The sequence below is a fragment of the Akkermansia sp. UBA7090 genome, assembly GCF_002493465.1.
Taxonomy (GTDB): Bacteria; Verrucomicrobiota; Verrucomicrobiia; order Verrucomicrobiales; family Akkermansiaceae; genus Akkermansia; species Akkermansia muciniphila_A.
The window spans coordinates 1-20,372 of the sequence record NZ_DKYW01000022.1; the positions used below are offsets into that span (position 1 = coordinate 1).

The 20,372-nt window shown below is 57.5% G+C and carries 17 protein-coding genes; 7 read left to right on the forward strand and 10 right to left on the reverse strand.

The window, feature by feature from the left end; all coding sequences use genetic code 11:
- Nucleotides 1–76 precede the first annotated feature (76 nt).
- On the forward strand, nt 77–520 hold the full coding sequence (locus tag B3075_RS07725) for a hypothetical protein (protein WP_290489676.1): 444 nt from the start codon (nt 77–79) through the stop codon (nt 518–520).
- Between the two features lie 334 nt (nt 521–854).
- Here B3075_RS07725 and B3075_RS07730 read toward each other — a convergent pair whose 3' ends face one another.
- Nucleotides 855–1,613: a zinc metallopeptidase gene (locus B3075_RS07730; protein ID WP_218823912.1), complete on the reverse strand. Its 759-nt coding sequence runs from the start codon at nt 1,611–1,613 to the stop codon at nt 855–857.
- 172 nt (nt 1,614–1,785) lie between these two features.
- Between B3075_RS07730 and cobA the strand changes: the two genes are divergently transcribed.
- Nucleotides 1,786–3,357, forward strand: coding sequence for a uroporphyrinogen-III C-methyltransferase (gene cobA, locus B3075_RS07735; RefSeq protein ID WP_290489677.1), 1,572 nt, complete (start codon nt 1,786–1,788; stop codon nt 3,355–3,357).
- Nucleotides 3,358–3,426: 69 nt separating this feature from the next.
- Here cobA and B3075_RS07740 read toward each other — a convergent pair whose 3' ends face one another.
- Complete coding sequence (locus B3075_RS07740) at nt 3,427–3,897, reverse strand: hypothetical protein (RefSeq protein WP_290489678.1); 471 nt, start codon at nt 3,895–3,897, stop codon at nt 3,427–3,429.
- Nucleotides 3,898–4,099: 202 nt separating this feature from the next.
- Between B3075_RS07740 and B3075_RS07745 the strand changes: the two genes are divergently transcribed.
- The gene (locus B3075_RS07745; RefSeq protein ID WP_290489679.1) at nt 4,100–6,709 is read left to right on the forward strand and encodes a DNA topoisomerase; all 2,610 of its coding nucleotides are present in this window, start codon (nt 4,100–4,102) and stop codon (nt 6,707–6,709) included.
- Between the two features lie 113 nt (nt 6,710–6,822).
- On the forward strand, nt 6,823–7,995 hold the full coding sequence (locus B3075_RS07750) for a hypothetical protein (RefSeq protein WP_290489680.1): 1,173 nt from the start codon (nt 6,823–6,825) through the stop codon (nt 7,993–7,995).
- 77 nt (nt 7,996–8,072) lie between these two features.
- Here B3075_RS07750 and B3075_RS07755 read toward each other — a convergent pair whose 3' ends face one another.
- Together B3075_RS07755 and acnA are read right to left on the reverse strand one after the other, a co-directional pair.
- Entirely contained in the window at nt 8,073–8,738 is a 666-nt protein-coding gene (locus B3075_RS07755; protein WP_094137196.1) for a peptidoglycan recognition protein family protein, read from the reverse strand.
- A 185-nt stretch (nt 8,739–8,923) separates the two neighbouring features.
- Entirely contained in the window at nt 8,924–11,677 is a 2,754-nt protein-coding gene (gene acnA, locus B3075_RS07760; RefSeq protein WP_290489681.1) for an aconitate hydratase AcnA, read from the reverse strand.
- A gap of 268 nt (nt 11,678–11,945) precedes the next feature.
- Here acnA and B3075_RS07765 point away from each other — a divergent pair, with 268 nt between their 5' ends.
- Complete coding sequence (locus tag B3075_RS07765; protein WP_290489682.1) at nt 11,946–12,515, forward strand: L,D-transpeptidase; 570 nt, start codon at nt 11,946–11,948, stop codon at nt 12,513–12,515.
- A 308-nt stretch (nt 12,516–12,823) separates the two neighbouring features.
- Here B3075_RS07765 and msrB read toward each other — a convergent pair whose 3' ends face one another.
- The 3 genes from msrB to B3075_RS07780 form a co-directional block, all read right to left on the reverse strand.
- Nucleotides 12,824–13,951, reverse strand: coding sequence for a peptide-methionine (R)-S-oxide reductase MsrB (gene msrB / locus B3075_RS07770; protein WP_290489737.1), 1,128 nt, complete (start codon nt 13,949–13,951; stop codon nt 12,824–12,826).
- Nucleotides 13,952–14,091: 140 nt separating this feature from the next.
- Nucleotides 14,092–14,586 (reverse strand): hypothetical protein, encoded by a 495-nt coding sequence (locus B3075_RS07775; RefSeq protein WP_290489683.1) that lies wholly within the window; start codon nt 14,584–14,586, stop codon nt 14,092–14,094.
- A 210-nt stretch (nt 14,587–14,796) separates the two neighbouring features.
- Nucleotides 14,797–15,912, reverse strand: coding sequence for an RtcB family protein (locus tag B3075_RS07780; protein WP_290489684.1), 1,116 nt, complete (start codon nt 15,910–15,912; stop codon nt 14,797–14,799).
- Nucleotides 15,913–16,042: 130 nt separating this feature from the next.
- On the opposite strand from B3075_RS07780, the gene B3075_RS07785 reads away from it, so the two are divergent.
- Nucleotides 16,043–16,960: a LysR family transcriptional regulator gene (locus tag B3075_RS07785; RefSeq protein ID WP_290489685.1), complete on the forward strand. Its 918-nt coding sequence runs from the start codon at nt 16,043–16,045 to the stop codon at nt 16,958–16,960.
- A gap of 11 nt (nt 16,961–16,971) precedes the next feature.
- On the opposite strand, the gene B3075_RS07790 is transcribed toward B3075_RS07785, so the two are convergent.
- Nucleotides 16,972–18,204, reverse strand: a complete 1,233-nt coding sequence (locus tag B3075_RS07790; RefSeq protein WP_290489686.1) for an MFS transporter — start codon at nt 18,202–18,204, stop codon at nt 16,972–16,974.
- A 102-nt stretch (nt 18,205–18,306) separates the two neighbouring features.
- Complete coding sequence (locus tag B3075_RS07795) at nt 18,307–19,056, reverse strand: hypothetical protein (RefSeq protein ID WP_290489687.1); 750 nt, start codon at nt 19,054–19,056, stop codon at nt 18,307–18,309.
- 146 nt (nt 19,057–19,202) lie between these two features.
- Between B3075_RS07795 and B3075_RS07800 the strand changes: the two genes are divergently transcribed.
- A complete protein-coding gene (locus tag B3075_RS07800) occupies nt 19,203–19,760 on the forward strand; it encodes a cob(I)yrinic acid a,c-diamide adenosyltransferase (protein WP_290489688.1) in 558 nt (185 codons plus the stop codon).
- Between the two features lie 160 nt (nt 19,761–19,920).
- Here B3075_RS07800 and B3075_RS07805 read toward each other — a convergent pair whose 3' ends face one another.
- Nucleotides 19,921–20,259: a cupin domain-containing protein gene (locus B3075_RS07805; RefSeq protein WP_179218549.1), complete on the reverse strand. Its 339-nt coding sequence runs from the start codon at nt 20,257–20,259 to the stop codon at nt 19,921–19,923.
- Between the last annotated feature and the right edge of the window lie 113 nt (nt 20,260–20,372).

The window sequence follows — 20,372 nt, forward strand, 5'->3', positions numbered from 1 at the left end:
CAACGCCGGCGTGGCCAGGAGTTTTTAGAAGGCTCTTCGAGGAACTTAACTATAAACATCATCCTGTTATTTCAGCATGAATATACGCAAAAAAGTGATATTTGCCGTCATGGCGCTGGCCATTCCTTCATCATGGGCGGATATTCCGGAATCCTCCGTACCCGCCGCGGCCGTCTCCGCCGTTAAAGGCGCCTGGCCCAGGGCCGGCTTCATTGAATGGGACGCCAGCGGGTCAGGAAAACTTTATGAAGCCGAGTTCAAAATCAACGGTTTTGAATTTGACGTCAAAGTGACTCCTGAAGGAAAGATCATCCGGGTGAAGGAAGAGATAGCGGTATCTTCCCTTCCTGAGCCGGTTCGCGCGGCCGCCCTGAAGCCGTACCCCGGCGGCAGAATCAGAGAGGCGGACAAAGTGACGGAAGGAGAACTCATCCGTTACAAGGTGGAGGTAGTGGACAATCTGGACGATTACGATGTTCTGCTGACTCCGGACGGCACGATCCTTTACGTTGACCATTAAACGGCTCTGCCCATAAGGGAACTCCGTGTCCTGCCGGGTGAATGCCGGCGTGGCCCGGAGCTTCCGGGAACAATTCTTCAGTAATACCTGAAGTCATCAAGGAAGTAAGGAGGGGGCGTTTTCCGCGCAGGCCGCGGGAGGCGCCCCCTCTGATTGACGGGCGATCGTCGGCACGATGACGATGTTTTGCCGGCCCCGGATGGCGTTTGTTTTTTCCATTTCCCCTGTGCGCGGCGCAGCATGCGCCCGGGTGGAGGCTGTGGGCCGGCGGCCGGGGCAGGCAGTCCGGACAGGTTTCCAGAGGATGATTTTTCCTCCGCAGCGCGGCGCGGGATTATTCCCTGCCGCGGGCGTTCAGGAAAATGAACACGTAATACAGCAGCATGGCCAGGGAGGAAAGCGCGCCTACCACGTAAGTCATGGCGGCCCAGAACAGGGCGCTTTTGGCCTTCCCATGGTCGAAGTAATTCATCAGGCGGGAGCGGTCCAGCCATTTCAAAGCCCTGGCGGAGGCGTCAAATTCCACGGGAAGCGTGATGAACGCGAAGACCGTGGTCACGGCAAACAGACCGATGCCCAGCCCCAGCACCCACGGAGAGCCGCCCATGGCCAGCAGCACAATGCCGATCATCAGCACCATGCCCACCAGGTTGGAGGAGAGCTGGACGATGGGAACCAGCGCGGACCGCAGGCCCAGCCAGTGGTAAGCCTGGGCGTGCTGCACGGCATGCCCCACTTCATGGGCGGCGACGGCCGCGGCGGCGATGCTGTTGGAATTGTAAACGGACTCGCTCAGGTTGACGGTTTTATTTGCCGGATTGTAATGGTCTGTCAGATGGCCGGGCGTGGAAATTACCTTCACGTCCGTAATATGGTTGTCCTTCAGCATCTGCTCCGCCACCTCCCGACCTGTGACGGGAATGGGAATCTGGGAATATTCGCTGAAGCGGCTCTTCATGCGCGCGCTGACCAGCCAGCTCAGAAGCATGGAACCCAGCAGAATCAGCCAGTAAATGGTATAGGAATGCGTTGGCGCGGTTTCCGCCGTCTGCACCGTATAGGAAAGGAGATCGATATTGAATAACTCAATCATTGCAAATTTGACCTTATATCATCAGGCTTTGTTGAATCCAGAGGGCGCCGTGTCAGCCTCCGGGGGGAGTCTCCCGGCTTCTGTCATACGGAATAATGGCATTTATTAAGAAACGGGAATCCTTTTGCGGATGTTTCGCGACAGGTGGGCCATCCATGAAATGAATCCGGGCATGGCGGGGTTTCTTGTCGCCAAAAAGCGGATGGTGGAGTTGAATGGCGGCATGCAACAGGGTATTGTTTATTTGCTTGGAGCGGGTCCCGGCGACCCCGGGCTGATCACCGTCCGCGGGCGGGAACTGCTGGGAATGGCGGAAGTGCTGGTATATGATGCGCTGAGTTCGGCGGAAATGCTGAACTGGGCCCCTGCTGCATGTGAAAGGATTTTTGTGGGGAAGCGGGCTTCCCGCCACGCCCTGCCGCAGGAGGAAATCAACGCCCTGCTGGTCAGGCTGGGCCGTGCGGGGAAAAAAGTGGTGCGCCTGAAGGGGGGCGACCCCTACGTCTTCGGGCGCGGGGGGGAGGAAGCGGACGCCCTGCATGAAGCGGGCATCCCGTTTGAAGTGATTCCGGGCGTTACTTCCGCCATTGCGGGGCCGGCCTACGCGGGCATTCCGGTGACGCACCGCAGGTATTGCACGCAGTTCACCGTATTTACAGGACATGAAGACGTGAACAAGAAGGCGTCTTCCCTGGATCTGAAGGGAATAGCGGGAGCGCAGGGCACGAAAATCATGCTGATGGGAATGCAGAAACTGGCGGATGTGTGCGAAGCCCTGATTGGGTACGGGCAGGAGCCGTCTGCGCCTGCCGCCGCCGTCCAGTGGGCCACCACGGGCGTTCAGCGTACGGTTACGGGCACGGTGAAAACACTGCCCGCCAAGGTGCAAAAGGCCGGTTTGGGCGCTCCCGCAGTAGTGGTCATCGGGGATGTGGTGAAAGAACGCGAGTCCCTGAACTGGTTTGAACAGCTGCCTCTGTTCGGCAAGCGCATCGTGGTGACGCGCACCCGCGCCCAGGCAGGGGAATTGAGCGCGCGCCTGCGCCGTCTGGGGGCGGAAGTGCTGGAGATGCCTGTCATACGCATTGCCCCGCCCTCCAACAGGAGGGAATTTGCGGAAAGCGTGGTGCACGCCCACACGTATGACTGGCTGGTGTTTTCCAGCCCCAACGGGGTGGAGCGCTTCTTCCAGGCGTTTTTTGCCGTGTACAGGGACATCCGGAGCATTGGCGGAGCCAGGATTGCGGCCATCGGGCCGGGGACGGAGGCGAAGCTCCGGGAATACGGGCTGGCCGTGGATATCATGCCTAAGAAGTTTGTGGCGGAAGGCCTCGTTAAAGCGTTCAGGGACGCGCGCGAAGAAATCGGAAGCATTGAGCACAGCACTTTCCTGTGGGTGCGCGGAGAAGAAGCCCGCCGCGTGATTTATGACGGGTTGAATGCTCTGGGCGCCATCGTGGACGAATGCATCGCCTACAAAACGGAAGCGGAAACGGAGGATGCGGCGGGAGCCCAGGCGGCTTTCCGCGAACGTGGGGCGGACATCGTGACGTTCACCAGTTCCTCCACGGCGGAGAACTTCTTCAAGCTGGGACTTCCGTGGCCGGAGGGATGCCGGGCCGCCAGCATCGGCCCGGTAACCACGGCAACCCTCAAGGAACTGGGGCATGCCCCTTCAATTACGGCGAAAACACACGATATCAACGGTCTGGTGGAAGCCATCGTCAAGGCCGCCGGCAACTAGGGAAAACGGCGCGGCCGGCGTGAAATGCCGGGCCGGGCAGATGGAAGACACGAGGCGCGGGGAGGCCGTCTAAAAGCCGTTGACGGCTTCCCAGCCGATGACCTTCCCGTTTTCAAACAGGACATTGCAGGAAACGGGCGGACGGCTGCCCAGGGGCATCGTGACGCCTATCCCGGCGCCTGTGCCGGAATCCCAGCCCCGGAATCCTCCTCCGCCCAAACCCACGGACCAGCCCGTGCCGTTCCGCGTGTAAATCCACCGTTCCGTGTTTTTCCCGTTCATGCTGCCCGCCATTTTCTGTTCGGGTTCTCCCCATGCCAGCAGAACCGCCGTGGGGGACATTCCTTTTTCCAGCTCCCCGCGCGCCACTTTGGCCTGATGCTCCTTCGGGAGCTGCTCGTAAGCCGGCATATTCTTCGCAATGCGGTCGGACGGCGTGGGGGTGCAGCCTGCCAGCAGCACGAGGCAGGAGGGAAGAAGAACGAAAGAAAGGCCGGTTTTCATCATCCCGTAAATAGCACGGCGGCGGATGCCTGGCAAGGTGGCGGAGCGGCTTCCCGGGAAAATGGAGATGAAAGGATTCGTTATTTTGACATAAAAGCGCGCTTTTCCCGTAAGTACATAATTGGTTATTGACAAGCATGGGGGGTAGGGGAGTAGGAATTCACCTCCAACTGCAACGCCCCCTTTCCCGAAGCGGGCGCCGCCTTTATTGTTCAGCACTTTTTTCCGAGCCGCCGATATGTCCAAAACGTTAATTATAGCAGAAAAGCCGAGCGTCGCCACTGATTTGGCGAGAGTGCTGGGCAAAGAGCTTGGAAAATTCACCCGGGACAAGTCCGGGGCATTTTACCAGAATGACCGGGCCATCATCACCTCTGCCGTGGGGCATCTGCTGGAACAGAAAAAACCCATGACGGAAGAGGGAAAATCCCTGCCGTGGAAATTCGACTATCTGCCCGTCATCCCCCGGAAGTTTGAACTGGAACCCATCAAGCAGTCGGAAGACCGTTTGAAAAAGGTTCTTCAGCTTGCCAGAAGCAAGGACGTCACGGAAATTGTCAACGCATGCGACGCCGGGCGTGAAGGGGAACTGATTTTTCACAATCTGGTGCGTTACGGAAAATGGACCAAGCCTACGCGGCGCCTGTGGATGCAGTCCATGACGGATGAGGCCATTCTCAACGCATGGCACGGCATGCGCAGCGAAGCTGACATGAAGCCCCTGACGAATGCCGCCGTGTGCCGTTCCGAATCAGACTGGCTGGTAGGGCTGAACAGCACCCGCGCCCTGACTATCCTGCAATCCCGCGGCGGCTTCAACGTCACCCCCGCCGGGCGCGTGCAGACGCCCACGCTGGCTATTCTGACGCAGAGGGAATTGGAAATCCAGGCGTTTGAACCGGTTCCTTATTCGGAAGTATGGGCTGAATTCGACGTGCAGTCCGGCTCTTACTCCGGCCGCTGGATTGACCGTGACTGGAAGAAAAACGATCATCCCCATTCCCGCGCGGAACGCATCTGGGATCCGGAACAGGCAGCCGTTATCCGCGACCGCTGCCGCGGCAAGTCCGGCACGGTGACGGAAGAAAAAAAACCGGTCACGACGATTGCTCCGCTGTTGTATGACCTGACTTCCCTTCAGCGGGAAGCCGCCAACCGCTACGGCTTTTCCGCCAAGCGCACGCTGCAGCTGGCGCAGGAATGCTATGAAAAGCACAAGGTGCTCACTTATCCGCGTACGGACTCCCGCTACCTGCCGGAAGATTATCTGGGCAAGGTTTACGGCATCGTAGGCACGGTGGCGGAGCAGAATCCGGAATTCGCCCCCTTTGCTAGGGACATTTTGGACAACAAGCGCATCAAGCCCAACCGGCGCGTGTTTGATACGAAAAAGGTGAGCGACCACTTTGCCATTATCCCGACCGGGAAGATGGAGAAGCTTACCGGGGACGCGCAGAAGCTCTTTGAAATGGTCATGGCCCGCTTCCTGGCCGTCTTTTTCCCCGCCGCCGTGTTTGAAGACACGCGGAGAACCACGCTCATTACCCACCAGGACGGCGTGGCGGACGCTTTCCTGACCACGGGCCGGGTGCTTGTGGAGCCGGGCTGGCAGGCTGTTTACGGACGGAAAGCCGGCGCTTCCTCCAAGGAAGAACTGGTGCCCGTCCGGGACGGAGAGCAGGCCGCCTTGCGTGAAATTGAAATCCGCAACGCCATGACCAAGCCGCCCGCCCGGTACAATGAAGCCACGCTGCTGGCCGCCATGGAGGGAGCCGGGAAGCTGGTGCATGACGAAGAACTGGCCGCCGCCATGAGCGAACGCGGCCTGGGCACTCCCGCCACACGCGCCTCCATCATTGAGGGACTGATTTCCCAGGAATACATTGTCCGGGACGGCCGCGAACTTCTGGCGACGCGCCGCGGTATTGAGCTGATTGCCCTGCTGGAACGCATCGGCCTGAAAACGCTTACCTCCCCCAGCCTGACCGGGGAATGGGAATACAAGCTCAAGCAGATGGAACAGGCCGCCCTGCCGAGGGATTCCTTCATGGATGGCATTAAGACCCTGACCGGGGAAATCGTGAAGAGGGTGAAGGATTTCCGGGAAGCCCAGCAGCAGGTGGAACTGCCGGAGATGGAACTGGACTGCCCTTCCTGCCATGCCCACGGCCTGAAGAACACGCTGGACGCCGTTTCCTGCCGTTCCTGCAAGTTCAGCATCCGCAAGGTTATCTCCGGCCGCGACATGACGGACGAAGAATTGAAAACTCTTATTGTGGACGGCAGGACGGGAATCCTCCACGGATTTACCTCCCGGTTCGGCAAGCCTTTTGAGGCGGGGCTGGAACTCAACGACAAATTCCGGGCCACGCTTTATTTCCCGGCGCGGGAAGAAGATGAGGCCGCAGGGGCGGAGGAAGCCGTGAAAGTGGCTTCCGTCACCATCCCGGACATGGGAGAGCATGATGTGATGGAAACGGCCAAGGCCTGGAAAATTCCTTCCCTGACCCTTGGAAAGGAACATGCCGCCGTTTCCGTCTCCCGGACTATTCTGGGGCGTGAAATCCCGCTGGACCAGGTATTGAAGATTCTGGCGGAAGGGAAATCCGATCTGATGAAGGGGTTCATTTCACAGCGTACCAAGCGCCCGTTTGACGCTTATCTGGTTTTCAACGCGAAGACGGGAAAAATCGGTTTTGAATTCCCGCCGCGGGAAAGGAAATATCCCGCTAAAAACGCTGCCGGAAAAACGGAAGGCAAAGCGGAGAAGACGAGCCGGAACGCCGCCAAAACAGCCGGGAAAGACTCCAAATCCGGGGCTGCGGCCAAAAAGGGGCGCAAGCAATAACGCCGGCGGAAAAATGCCGCCGGGAACGGAGATTGAGGGAAGAGCCGGGAAAAAGCTTCTTTCCGGCCGTTCCCGTATGTTAGCTTGAAAGCGCACCCCCTGGATTCCTGACGATGAAATTCCTTTTCTTAGCTGTGCTGGCGTGGTGCGGCGCGGTTTGTGCGCCGGCGGAGGAATGCGCCTTTCCGGGGGAACGGGAATGGATTTCCAAATTTGGAGATGTGGTGAAGGGCAGTTTCCAGTCCTGCACAGGGGCCGGGGCAGTTCTGAAAATGGGGCGCAGGCGCGTGGAAATTCCGTTAACCCGTCTGGATGAGGAAGACGCCGCGCTTGCGGCTTCTCTGACGGGAGCGGAGGCGCGCCGGGACCTGAAACTGGCAGCGATGCTTTGGCCGTTCCTGATGAGGGAACTGGAGAAGGTAACGTGGACGCCGGCGGAAAAAGATATCCCGTTCCGGTATCAGGAAATGGCCCGGAGAAAAAATGCCGGAGCTTTGACGGGAACCAGAAAAGTGGATGGGCTGGTTTGCGCCACATCGCTTTCCATCATTCAGGGGCTTCCGGTCCGTATCCGGGAATACTTCCGTCCGCAGGCGCGTCCGGAAAGCGGCAGGGGGCAGAAGAATTTCGATGTGGTTCTGGAGCAGGGGAACCGTTGCGCTTATTATGATATGGGTAAGGGCGTTCTTATTCCTTCCAAATGCCTGTCTGAGGAACGCACGGAAATGCGTGCTCCCGTTTCCTTTCTGCTTCCTCAGGGGGAACAGCTTGCCGCAAGGGAAGCAAGGAACTACAGGAATGCGGACTACTCCCTGCTTGTGGAAAACCGCCCCGTCAGGGGAGCCTATGAAACATGCAAGCCCAATTCCCTGGGAAGAAAAAAACTGGTCATGTACTGGAATACGGAGGGTGAAATGGTTTGCGGCGCCATGAAGCTGGACTATGACAACATGCGCGTGGCCGCGTTATTTGACGGCAGGCGGAAGCTGATGAATGCCCCTGGGCTGGGATATGCCGTGATTCTTTCCCGGCTGGAGAAAAAAGGCAGGAGCTTGAAGGAGAAAGGCCGTTACTATCATGTGGCGCTGGCCGCGGACGGCCTGCCCGTGTACCATCATGAAGGCCCGGAAGATGAGGCCGCCATGAACCCGCTGCTTTACGGGAAACTACGCGATTCCGAGAAAAAAGCGGCGCTGGCGGAGGAAAGAAAACGTGAACAGGCATGCCGGGCCAAGTGGGAGGCCCGGCGGCGCCTGGTGGAATCCGCCAGGAAGCGGAATACCTGAAACATTCCCTGCCCCCTTGATGCCGGAAGCGGCAAAGGAGAGCGCTGCATATGCGGCAATACGGCGGGGGGAAAATGTTATTTTCCCGCCTGGAGGCAGCGGTAATAATAATCCACGCGGGAAATGAACCAGCTCCATTTATACCCGGGGCGCCCGTTAGTCATCAGCGGGGCGGGGCAATTCTTGCCGGACCAGTAGTTGTGGGGCACTACGTTGCGCAGGGGGACGTTGTAGCGCATCATCAGCAGAGCCGCCAGTTTGGCCGTTTTGTTGTAGATGACGACAGGGTTGTGCGTGGTGCATTCACACATTTCAATGGCTACGGAGTATTGGTCTCCCGGTCCGGAATGGTCCGCATGGTGGCCTGTTTCCGTAGTGGGGAGGTGCTGGTAGGCGCCGAATTGGTCCACAGTAAAGTGCCAGTTCAGGCTGCGGGATTTGCCGCTGTTCAGATAGCGGGAGTGGGCGTTGGCGTCTCCCTTGGGGTTGGCGGTGCTGTGGATGGTGATGAAGCGGGGACGCATGGAGGACGCGCGCTTGCGGGCATACGTATTTTTAGGCATGTAGGAAACTTTAATGCCTACTTCACGGCTCATCTGGCCGGGTGTGCGGGGGACTACCGACGCCTTTTGAATTTTAAAGGAGACGGCCGGAGGCCTCATTTTATCGTTCTGCGAACAGCTGCAGAACGTCAGGGCGGCGAATACGGCAAGAAAGCCCGTCCAGACAAATCTATATTCCATGCGTTTGTTCTAGAAACAGCCTAGAAGGATTGCAAGAAGAATTTGGAATTAGTTCACCTGAACTAATTGAGCTGCGCCATGAAGCTGCAGATGTGCCCTGTGCAGATAAAACGGACGGGCCGCGCCATCAGGAGGGGCCCGTCCGCGAGGGGAAGCCGTGCCGGGAACGCCCGGCACATACCCCGTTATTTGAGAATTTGGGTAAGGACATATTGCAGGATGCCGCCCGCCAGATAGTATTCTTTTTCAATAGGCGTATCAATGCGGACGATGACAGGCACGTCAAATGCTTCCGCGTCTGCGGGCTGTACGCGCAGGGTAACCTGCTGGCGCGGAGCGATGCCGTCGTTCAGGCCCAGAATGGAGAAGGTGGCGTCCTTCAACGGAGCGATGCGGTCATAGTCCGCCTTGTCGGCGAAGTTGAGGGGCAGGATGCCCATGCCGATCAGGTTGGAGCGGTGGATGCGCTCAAAGCTCTTGGTGATGACGGCCTTGACGCCCAGCAGGTTAGTTCCCTTGGCCGCCCAGTCGCGGGAAGAGCCCATGCCGTAATCTTCTCCGCCGATGACAATGAGCGGCACTCCGTCCTGAGCATAGGCCATGGCCGCATCATAGATGAAGGCGGGCGTTCCCGCGGCCGGGGTTATTGCCTTGTCCGGGGCGGGAACGGCGCGGTTGCCGAAATACAGCGTGTAGCCGCCTTCCGTGCCGTCCACCATCAGGTTTTTAATGCGGACATTGGCGAAGGTGCCGCGGGTCATCACGCGGTCGTTTCCGCGGCGGGAGCCGAAGGAGTTGAAGTCTTTTCTGTCCACGCCCATGCCCTGCAGGTACAGCCCTGCGGGGCCTGTTTCCCGGATGGCTCCGGCAGGGGAGATGTGGTCCGTGGTTACGGAATCGCCGAAAATGCCCAGCGGGCGGGCGTCCGTGATATCCGCCAGTGTGCGGGGCTGTCCGTTGAAGCCGCTGAAGAAGGGAGGGTCCTGAATGTAGGTGGAGTGTTCATTCCACTGGAAGACAGAGCCTTCCGGCGCGTACACGGCTGCCCAGCGGGGATTCTTGTCCGGCGTGATGGTGTAAAGCTCCCGGTAGGCTTCCGGGTTGCGGGATCTGGCAACAGCTTCCGCAATTTCCCCGGAGCTGGGCCAGAGGTCTTTCAAAAATACGGGGTTCCCGCTGCGGTCCGTGCCCAGCGGTTCCGTCTGGAAGTCAATATCCACGCGGCCGGCCAGAGCGAAGGCGACGACCAGCGGGGGGGACATCAGGAAGTTGGTTTTGATGGAAGCATGGATGCGCGCTTCAAAGTTGCGGTTGCCGGACAGGACGGAGGCCGCGACGATGTCATTGTCCCGGACGGCCTGTTCCAGTTCCGGATTTAACGGGCCGGAGTTGCCGATGCAGGTGGTGCAGCCATAGCCGACGGTTTCAAAGCCCAAGGCGTCCAGGGATTCCTGAAGGCGGTTGGCCGCAAAGTAGTCGGAGGCGATACGGGAACCCGGAGCAATGGACGTTTTTACATGCGGAGGAACTTTCAGGCCCCGTTCAACCGCCTTTTTGGCAAGCAGCCCGGCGGCAAGCATCAGGCCCGGGTTGGACGTGTTGGTGCAAGAGGTGATGGCGGCGATGAGGATGCTGCCGTCTTTCAGCTTCGCTTCCTGGCTGAAGCCGTCCACCGGGACGGGGACGCCCGCCGGGGAATGCATGGAGACTGTGACTTCCGGAGATTCCTTTTTGCCGTAGCCTCCTTCCGCCACGGGCATGCTGACAAGCTTGCGGAAGCTGTCCCTGATGGAGTTCAGGCGGATGTGGTCCTGCGGGCGCCTGGGGCCGGAGACGGCCGGTTCCACGGCGGACAGGTCCAGTTCCAGCTGGTCCGTGTAGTCCAGATCTCCGTTGCGCGGCATTCCCCACAGGTTCTGCGCCTTGAAGTAGTTCTCGTACGTGGTGATGGCTTCTTCGCTCCTGCCTGTCTGGCGCAGATAGTCGGAGCAGCGTTCGTCCATGGGGAAGAAGCCCATGGTGGCGCCGTATTCCGGGGCCATGTTGGCTACGGTAGCCCGGTCTGCCAGAGGCAGGGCCGCCGCCCCGTCTCCGAAGAATTCCACAAATTTGCCTACGACGCCGTGGCTGCGCAGCATCTGGGTGACATGCAGCGCCAGATCCGTAGCGGTCACTCCTTCGCGGAGTTCTCCTGTCATATGGACACCCACTACTTCCGGAACCAGGAAAGTGACGGGCTGGCCGAGCATCCCGGCTTCCGCCTCAATGCCGCCCACGCCCCAGCCTACAACGCCCATGCCGTTAATCATCGTGGTATGGGAGTCCGTCCCCACCAGGGTATCCGGGAAGTAAACGCCGTCCTTTTCCATCACGCCCTGCGCCAGGTATTCCAGATTGACCTGGTGGACGATGCCCACGGACGGAGGCACTACGGAAAAAGTCTGAAAGGCCTGCTGGCCCCATTTGAGGAATTCGTAGCGTTCCGCATTGCGCTGGAATTCAATGTCCAGATTCTTTTCCAGGGCATCCGTGCAGCCTGCCCAGTCCACCTGGACGGAGTGGTCCACCACCAGGTCCACAGGGACCAGAGGTTCAATGACGGAGGCGTCTTTCCCCAGGCCGGCTACGGCGGAGCGCATGGCCGCCAGGTCCACCAGAAGAGGGACGCCCGTCAGATCCTGCAGGACAATGCGGGCTACCGTGAACGGAATTTCGTAGGAACCGGGATTGTCCGCATCCCAGGAAGCCAGGTTGTCCACATCCTTTTCAGTCACCTTCAGGCCGTCGCAGTTGCGGAGCAGGGATTCCAGAACGATCCTGATGGAAACGGGCAGGCGGTTCAGGCGGGGATAGCCGTTTTCCGCCAAGGCTGGCAGTGAATAAAACTGTCCCGGGGTTCCGGCTCCCGTGGTGAACGTGCTCTTGGCAATCTTGGTCATGATGCGGAATAGAGGGTTAACTGTAAACAGGCGGCTGCCCTCCTGGCAGTCGCGGGTACTATACAGGCCAAATGTGATAAGGCAAGGAATCTGTGTGACGGAGAGCGGATTTTTCCCCCCTTCCGAAGCCGGGGTAATTTTTCTTTGCGCCGGGGTTTCCGTTTTTCCGGCATTTTTTCTCCATGCATGCTGCAGGAATAACAGAGTGCGTCATGGAACATTGAAAATAAGTTCTCAGTATTGTCACAACCCTGTGAAAGGTTTCAAGATGATGAACGCGAAAAATATCTTATTAATCACTGCCGGAGCGGGAGCGTTGGCGCTGGCTTCCTGCTCCGGACCGCAGGAAGAGAATTTGCGCATGGTGCCCCTGACCGTGCCTGCAACCGTACCCATGACCTCCTACGGACCGAACGCGAGGGTGGTCGTGGCAGGAATTGATTATACGGAGGTGCACGACGAATGGATGGATACGGATACTATGAAAAAGGCCACCCCGGGCAATACGCGCGTGGTGATCAGCCGCGGGCGTCAAAGGGGCCAGTTGATGGTGGGGGATGAGGTCGCCATGGATTTTCCCGTTTGCGTGGGTAAGGCTTCCCACCGTACGCCCGTGGGCCATTTCCGCATTACGGAAAAGGCGGTGCATCATGTTTCCAATTTGTATGATGCCTCCATGCCTTACTTCATGCGGCTGACGGACAGCGGCATCGGGATGCACGTAGGCCCTGTTTTCCAGACGCCCCAATCCCATGGGTGCATCCGCATGACCCGCTCTTCCTGCGTGCCGCTTTTCAAAACCGTTAAGGTAGGCACGCCCGTTACGATTGTACAGTAATGCCCGGAAAATCTCTGGACGCTTTTCCGGAAGAAAAGTTTCCCGCTTTAAAAAAACTCATTTTTTTAAACAAAAAAACGCCGCCCGCCGCTATTTTAATAAACGGTACTTGCCGCAAGTCGCATTGCCTCAGCAACCCGAACTTCCATGCCGCTGCCGGCTCATTGTCTTCACTTCATCGGCAGCGGCATGGAGGCCGTCCGCTTAGCCGCGGAACCTGCGGGATGAACAGGACTGCCCGTGTGTTCCTCCGGGTTGTGAAGGATTAATGGAGAAGGAGGGATGGCATTCCCTGTTTTCCTTCCGGATTATTTTTCCGCAGCGTTTCTGTCTGTTCCCGTCTGGCGAAGCAGGGGCAGGTATTTTCCATAACCCTGCGCTTCCATCTCCTGTTCCGGGATGAATTTCAGGGAGGCGCTGTTGATGCAGTAGCGCAGGCCGCCCAGCTCCTTCGGGCCGTCCGCGAAAACATGGCCCAGGTGGGCGTCTCCCGTTTTGCTGCGGACTTCCGTACGCCGCATGCCGTGGGAGAAATCCTGTTTTTCCTGAATCAGTTCTTCTTTGATGGGGCGGGAGAAACTGGGCCAGCCGCAGCCTGAATCAAACTTGTCCGTGGACAGGAATAAAGGTTCTCCTGTTGTGACGTCCACATAAATGCCTGGTCTGTCGTTATTGAAATATTCGTTGTGGAAGGGAGGTTCCGTAGCGTTATTCCGCGTGACGGCAAATTGTTCGTTTGTCAGGATGCGGCGCAGCTCTTCGTCCGGTTTTTTCCGATAAACAGGTTCGTTTTCACGGGCCTGGGCCGCTTCCCGGAATTTGGCGGGTGGAATATGGCAGTATCCGCCGGGGTTTTTATCCAGATAGCGCTGATGGTATTTTTCCGCCCGTGAAAATTGGCGGAGGGGCTGAACTTCAATTGCCAGAGGCTGCCTGAAGTGCTGCTGGAGCCTTTTCAGGGACGTTTCTATAACAGGTTTATCCTTTTCATCCGCGTAATAAATGCCCGTGCGGTATTGAATTCCCCTGTCGTTTCCCTGTTTGTTGACGGAAACGGGATCAATAATGGAGTAATACCGTTCCAGCAGAAAGGGGAGACTGAGTTCTTCCGGGTCAAATACTATTTTTACCGTTTCCGCATGGCCCGTTTTCCCGCTGCATACTTCTTCATATGTGGGGGAGGGCGTGGAGCCGTTGGCGTATCCCGCTTCCGTTTCCTGAACGCCGGGTATCAGGGAGAAGTACTTTTCCACTCCCCAGAAACAGCCTCCCGCCAGGTAAATCGTTTTTAAATTCTTGTTGTCCATATGAGATTTGTCATTGCTGCTCGCCTGGCCTTTTTCCCCGCAGGAAAAAAAGGAGAGCATGGCGACTGCGGCCAGAATGGCGCATGCCAGTCCGGCCAGTGTCCATGGTCCGTGGTAAATATGCTTCATCAACGCTGTATGGAGTCGTATTCCGGTGCGGGCGCAGTAGCCCCGTGGGCTGGGGATCTGTTATTCCCCATCTCTTCCGGAAAGGTAAAGAATTAGACATCAGCAGGTTCATTCCGTTCGATACCTGGGTCAGTATGCCCTTATTTCTCCCGTTTTTCCGTCTGCATCCTGTTTTTCAGCCACTGGTAAATAACACGGTCGGAGGCGTCCGGTTTTCTGCTTGTCTGCATGCTGAATCCGTATTTAGTTCGGAAGTTGAAGACGGCCAGGGAAGGGCTCAGGCCGATGGAAAGCCCATCCATCCGTATTTCCACCTCTTGCGGGACATGGCTGGAAAAGTTGAGGCGCCCGGCATTGGTGACAGTTCCCACATAATTTTTAATCAGGGAAAGAATTGCCGGCTGAAGGGAAGAACCTCTGGACATGGTCCGCGCGGCGGGCGAGCAAGGCTCTCTAAAAAGAACGGCAACGGGAGCATCCGCTGCGCGGGGAGCCGCGAGCTTGTCCATGGGAACGTTCCACAGGAAAGAAAACAGAGCCGTTCCCGCCAGAAAAACGGGAATCGCCAGAATGGAGGCCCATAGGCGCAGCCTGTGTTTATTCCGTTTTTTGCCGTTGTCTTTTCCCCCAGCCATGGAAGAATCTGAAGCATGGCATGGGTTCCCGGCAGTGTCCATCAGTAAATGCAGGGTGATGAAGCGTTGCCGGGCTGGATACCCTTGCGGGATTCTTTTGCATGAAGCTGAGAGAGAACGGGAGATATTCTTCCTGCTCCCGGGCGTTTTATGGCAACAGGTCCCACCCGGAAAGCCATGTTCCGGGTGGGGCGGGTATTGGGGCGCCTGCTATTCGGGCGCCTTGAAGTTATATACGGGCCTGATGCGTTCCACGATTTCCGCTGTTTCATGGATGTTGTCCAGCACGCTCTCGCCATCCTTGTAGGCCATCGGCGCTTCATCCAGCGTGGCGCGGGAAACGCAGGTGGAGAAGATACCCTGCATGGAAGCCTCGAATTCCTCCAGGGAGAGATTGGCTTTAGCCTTTTTGCGGGACATGCTGCGGCCTGCGCCGTGCGGGGATGAGGAATTGAATTCTTCATTTCCTTTGCCGATGCAGATGACGGAGCCGTCACGCATATTCAGGGGAACGATGAGTTTTTCTCCGCGTCCGGCCCGGACAGCTCCCTTGCGGATGATTTGGTCTTCCGCAATGTAGTTGTGCACGGTGTCGAAACTTTCCAGATCAGCTGCATCGTCCAGCAGTTCATGCAGTATCACGCGGCGGTTCAGGGCTGCGAAGCGCTGGGCCACCTTCATGTCCCGCATGTAGTTCAGCGTATCTTCTCCCTGAAGGTAGCAGAGTCCTTTCTTGCGTTCTTTGAGATAGGCGTCCGGACAAGTGTCCACGGCGATTTTCTGATAGCGTTCCGCAATCTTCAGGCCGAAATTGCGGGAACCGGAGTGGATGCACAGGAAAGCGTGTTCCTTCCCTTGCGCTATTTCAATAAAGTGGTTGCCTCCTCCCAGAGACCCCACGGAGCGGCGGTGCCTGTCTTTGTCCGTTCTCAGCACATCCATGCAGATGCGGGAGATTTCTTCATCCAGTTCCGGGTCGTCCAGCAGGGCTTGATGAACGGAGGAACGGGCGTGCATCCCGGACGGGACACGCTCGCGCAGGCGTGCGTCAAAGCTGGAAAAATCCGGCAGTCCGGACAGTCTGGCGGTAAGCACTCCGCAACCGATGTCCACGCCGATCAGATTGGGAATTACCTTATCCGTTTTCAATTCCGCCGTGAACCCGATGACGCAGCCGGCTCCGGCGTGCACGTCCGGCATGATGCGCACCCGGCTTCCTTCAAAGGCGGGGTGGTTGCAGACGTCCCTGATCTGGGTGCGGGCCAGGTCTTCCAGTTCATCCGTGAACACGCGGGCTTCCGTGTATTTTCCGTCAATGGTGATCATGGTTTTATTCTTTTGGTTGAGGGGCGCAGAGATATTCGGAAAGCGCCTTCGCGCCCTGTGACCTTGTTACCATAACGTATTTGTTGACTCTTGCATTATATAAGTATTCATATTATATAACTATAAAGTTATGTTTGAGCATCTTTTCGCAGAACGGGGGCTGTCCCTGGACCGATTGAAAACCTTGATAGAAGTGGCCAAGGCCGGGAGCATTGCCGCTGCCGCCCGGGGGGACAGTGCGCGGCAGAGCCTGTATTCCCGGCAGATCAAGGAATTGGAGGAATTCTTCGGTGTGGAGCTGGCGAGCCGCCGCGGGAAAGTGCTGGCTCTTACCGGAGCCGGGTGGGAGCTGGTGAGGCTGGCCAGTGAAAGCCTGTGCCTGCTGGATGATTTCAAAAGCCGGAGCCGGAACCTGCCCTACCGGTTCACCATCGGAGCCGGGGACAGCCTGCATGCTTGGGTGGCGGCTCCCGTGCTGGCGAATATCCAGAAACGGGGGCTGCCGTGGCTTTTCGCGCTGGAGAACCTCCGCAACAGTGAGATTCCCTTTAAGCTCCAGAATATGGATATAGACTTCGGCATCGTGCGTACCAGCGCGCTGGAGGCGGAAGGGTTGGAAAGCCGGGTCATTTGCTCCATGGATTATGCGCTGTACGTTCCTGTAGCCCTGGCCGGGAAAAAGGCGCGGGGGAGGAAGGAGGATTTTCTCCGTCTGCTGGAAATGTTCCCCCTGGCGACGCTGGGGAGCGGTTCCGGGTTTCATGCGTTGCTGAAAAGGAACTGCGCTGAGTTCGGCATCAGGCTGCGGGTGCAGTGTGAAACGCAGTCTTTTCCTTTTGCGGCCCGCATGTTGAAGAGCGGGGCGTTTATGGCGATTCTGCCCTGTATGGCGGAAAAAGAACTGGGGGAGGGATTCGTCAAGGTTGCTCATCCGGTGTTGGACGGGTTGTCCCGCAGTATTTCCCTGGCCTGGAATCCGCGGTTGCTGCGCGTGAGGCCTTCAGCCAAACGGGTAATTGATGTTTTTTCCATCCCGGAACGGGAGTGATGAAAGGAAAATCAATCCGAATCCACGCCCAATTTATTTTTCCGGTAGTGGTCCAGGGAAATGCGGTAAAAATACACGATTGCCAGCAGATTCAGCAGGGCTCCTGCTCCGAAGGCCCAGTTCAGGTTCAGGTACGCGTAAATTTTGCCTCCCAGGAACATGCCTGTTCCCACTCCGATGTCAAAAGCGGTGAAAAATGTGGAGTTGACGGCTCCCCGGTGGCCGCGATCCGCCATGTTCAGTTTCATAGTCTGGAACGTGGGGATGAAAATGCCGAAACCGAAGCCGATGAGGATGGCGGAAGCGTAGTAAATCCATTCCAGCGGCGCCAGCGCCAGCGCGCCGAAGCTGACGGTCAGAATGCCCAGGGAGATGACGGAAAGCTCCGCCACGCGTCCGCGGTCGATTTGCCTGCCTACCATGAATCTGGAGACCAGCATGCCCAGCCCCATCAGCGCGTAAAACAGCCCGGCGTATCTGAATCCGTGCATTTCCCCGTACAGGGCGGAATACACGGCCACCACGCCATAGGAGAAGGTGGCGATCATTACGTTCACCGCCAGCGGAATGCCCACGCGCAGCACCAGACGGTCCAGTACCTTTTTAGGCGTTTCATACACGGGCTCCTGAACAGGGCTCCCGGGAACGCGGATGAGAGATGCAATGCCCGCTCCGGCCAGGCACAGGAGCAGGGAGCTCCAGGTAATCACGTAAAAGCCGTACTGCTGGTATACCTGAAGGCCGATGACGGGACCCAGGCACATGCCCAGCGTCATTGTCATGCCGAAGAAACCCAGGCCTTCCCCGCGGCGGGCAGGGGGGATGATATCTACCGCCATTGTCGGGCCGGAGGTGGTCATGCCTCCCCAGATCAGGCCCTGTATGAAGCGCGTCAGGAAAAACGCCAGGGCGGTGGCGGCCGCAGCATACCCTGAAAAGGACAGGGCCAGCATAATGTAAACCGTGATGTAAATCTTCTTGCGGTCTCCGGTATCCACCCGGTGTGCGAACCAGGGGCGGGAGATAATGGCGGCCAGAACATAAATGGACATGATCCAGCCCAGCCAGCCGGAGGAGACCTGCAATTGCCCCGTCAGATACAGCGGGAGAACGGGTACCAGTTCATAGAAGGCCAGACCCGTCATTAAGTTGGCGCAACAGGCCAGGATGTAGTCCCGCGTCCAGAGAGGCGCTTTGACGGATGGTGCGGTTCCCGCCGCCAATTCATCTCTGGTCCGGGTCATGCAGGGGTTGTACAGCCGTTGGGAAAAGTTTCAAACGGCCTGACGTGTCATGATGATGAGGAGCGGGGAAGGAAAGCCCTGATGAATCCTTGTTGGGAGACGTTATTCATTTTCACGGGAAAAGGTTACGCCCACCAGCGTGTTTCTCCCGTCAATGGCATTCAGATAGTCGAATACTTCTCCGCAGGGTGTTTCGTTCTCAATGAGGAAAATGAATGCTCTGCGCTGGTTGATATGTTCATTTGCCATATTGGAGAAAGCCTGAAGGTCGTTTTTCCGGGATTGACCGGATGGTTTTTTCTGGATACGCCAGTAAACAAGCTGGTAGTTCCCTCTTTCCGGGTAAGGGGACCGGATGAATTTCACGACGGGATAAACGGGTTCCCGGGAAAGTGTTTTGTTGAAAACAAGAAAGTCATTTTCACGGAAAGGATGTTCCAGAACGGCATCGTCGGAAAGGCAGGGAGTGTCCGGGTTCATATCTTTTTCAGATTCCGGATCAGATTCCGGGGCCATATCCGTGGAGACGGGAAGATCCCAGCAAATTCCATTTCCAAAGGCGGACGCGATGGCATCCCCTCTTTTCAAACGGAGATTATTTACGCCATGCGCATAAGCCTCCGATATGCCTTCAGCGACGCGGAACCAGGGAAGGGACGGATTGTCCAGATTGATGGTCAGGCATCTTTCGCAGGCTGAATCCGTCTTCCATTCCTGTATGGGGCCGGGCAGTTCCGATGCGTTCACGATTATTTCTCCGGGCAGCAGGTCGCTTTCCTTTTTAGAGCATGCCTCAAAAAGGAAGCTGATGAAGAGAGGGAGGAAAACGGCAAGAAGACGAAACAGAAGCATTTATTCATTCTTCTTATATAATTTCTATTGCATGTCAAAAGAATAGAGAGTGCGGTATGCACCGGGAAAGATGACGCTGGCTCCCGCTCCGGAATATGCCTTCTTTTTTGCGTGCAGGACGGCGCGGGCATGGTAGGGTACATGGTATGAGCGTAATCACCAAACGTGGAGACAGCGGCGAAACGGACCTGATGTTCGGCAGGCGGAGTCCCAAGACAGCGCCGCGCATTGAAGCTTACGGAACGGTGGATGAATTAAATTCCCTGATTGGCGTGGTGCGCCATTCCGGGGTAAGCTCCCGGACGGTGGAGATGCTGGACGGCGTCCAGGCGCGCCTGGTGGGAGCCATGGGGGAACTGGCCACGATGGAGGAAGATTTGCCCAAATATGACGCCAAGGGGTACGCCCGCATTACGGCGGAAGATGTGGCATGGCTGGAGGAACAGGCCCATTTGCTGGAAAAGGAATGCGACATCCGTTTCAAAGGCTGGGCCCGCCCGGGCAAGGAAGGATCGCTGGGCTCCGCGTATTTGGACCTGGCCCGTTCCATCTGCCGCCGTGCGGAACGCCGTGTGGTGGCGTTGAGGCTGGATCATGCCCTGAGCAACGTGAACACGGCCCTGTTCCTGAATCGCCTTTCCGATCTTTGCTGGGTGCTGGCCCGTTTTGAGGCGCTGGCCGCAGGAGAAAAGGCCCAGGCCTGAGCAGGCCGTTTCCGCCCGTCCTCCTGTTCCGGCATGTTGCGTATCTGCGTGATTCCCGTGTCGGGAGAAGCCCGGAAAGAATGGTTTTGCCGCAGCTCCATGTCCGGAGGGTAAAGCCCCCGGAATTGTTCTTCGTTATCTCCGGGGGGGAGCTTCCCGGTCAATCCAGCGGCAGGATGGAAGTAACCAGCATTTTGAACCGTTCCCGGGCAATGACGGAGTGAGGCACTCCGGCGGGAATCAGGAGGCTTTTTCCCTGGGGCAGAATAACTTCTTCATTGCCCACGGTGAAGTACGCCGTCCCGTCCAGAATCTGTATCAGCGCAGGACCGGGCGTCTGGTGAGTGGGAAGGAGCTGTTCGCTGTCAAAGGCCAGAATAGTCATGTTGACCCCTTTGGAGCGTACAAGGGCCAGACTGGTGATTTGCCCTTCGCGGTAATCGGTCAGATCGGCGTAATTGAAGGGCGTGCGTTCGGGGAGGCGCTGAATGGATGTCATACAAATTGGACATCCTTGTTGGCTCTTCCCGTTTCTCCATGACAGGCTTCCGGGAAAAAGGTCCGCTCCAGACCCGGGAGCGGACCTTGGCATTCAGCATTCATATGGTGCTT

What these genes read in the sequence shown, in the direction of transcription:
- B3075_RS07725 (WP_290489676.1), top strand. Translation starts at nt 77, where the DNA reads ATGAATATACGCAAAAAAGTGATATTTGCCGTCATGGCGCTGGCCATT.
- B3075_RS07730 (WP_218823912.1), bottom strand. Translation starts at nt 1,613, where the DNA reads ATGATTGAGTTATTCAATATCGATCTCCTTTCCTATACGGTGCAGACG.
- cobA (WP_290489677.1), top strand. Translation starts at nt 1,786, where the DNA reads ATGGCGGGGTTTCTTGTCGCCAAAAAGCGGATGGTGGAGTTGAATGGC.
- B3075_RS07745 (WP_290489679.1), top strand. Translation starts at nt 4,100, where the DNA reads ATGTCCAAAACGTTAATTATAGCAGAAAAGCCGAGCGTCGCCACTGAT.
- B3075_RS07750 (WP_290489680.1), top strand. Translation starts at nt 6,823, where the DNA reads ATGAAATTCCTTTTCTTAGCTGTGCTGGCGTGGTGCGGCGCGGTTTGT.
- B3075_RS07755 (WP_094137196.1), bottom strand. Translation starts at nt 8,738, where the DNA reads ATGGAATATAGATTTGTCTGGACGGGCTTTCTTGCCGTATTCGCCGCC.
- acnA (WP_290489681.1), bottom strand. Translation starts at nt 11,677, where the DNA reads ATGACCAAGATTGCCAAGAGCACGTTCACCACGGGAGCCGGAACCCCG.
- B3075_RS07765 (WP_290489682.1), top strand. Translation starts at nt 11,946, where the DNA reads ATGATGAACGCGAAAAATATCTTATTAATCACTGCCGGAGCGGGAGCG.
- msrB (WP_290489737.1), bottom strand. Translation starts at nt 13,951, where the DNA reads ATGAAGCATATTTACCACGGACCATGGACACTGGCCGGACTGGCATGC.
- B3075_RS07775 (WP_290489683.1), bottom strand. Translation starts at nt 14,586, where the DNA reads ATGGCTGGGGGAAAAGACAACGGCAAAAAACGGAATAAACACAGGCTG.
- B3075_RS07780 (WP_290489684.1), bottom strand. Translation starts at nt 15,912, where the DNA reads ATGATCACCATTGACGGAAAATACACGGAAGCCCGCGTGTTCACGGAT.
- B3075_RS07785 (WP_290489685.1), top strand. Translation starts at nt 16,043, where the DNA reads ATGTTTGAGCATCTTTTCGCAGAACGGGGGCTGTCCCTGGACCGATTG.
- B3075_RS07790 (WP_290489686.1), bottom strand. Translation starts at nt 18,204, where the DNA reads ATGACCCGGACCAGAGATGAATTGGCGGCGGGAACCGCACCATCCGTC.
- B3075_RS07795 (WP_290489687.1), bottom strand. Translation starts at nt 19,056, where the DNA reads ATGCTTCTGTTTCGTCTTCTTGCCGTTTTCCTCCCTCTCTTCATCAGC.
- B3075_RS07800 (WP_290489688.1), top strand. Translation starts at nt 19,203, where the DNA reads ATGAGCGTAATCACCAAACGTGGAGACAGCGGCGAAACGGACCTGATG.
- B3075_RS07805 (WP_179218549.1), bottom strand. Translation starts at nt 20,259, where the DNA reads ATGACATCCATTCAGCGCCTCCCCGAACGCACGCCCTTCAATTACGCC.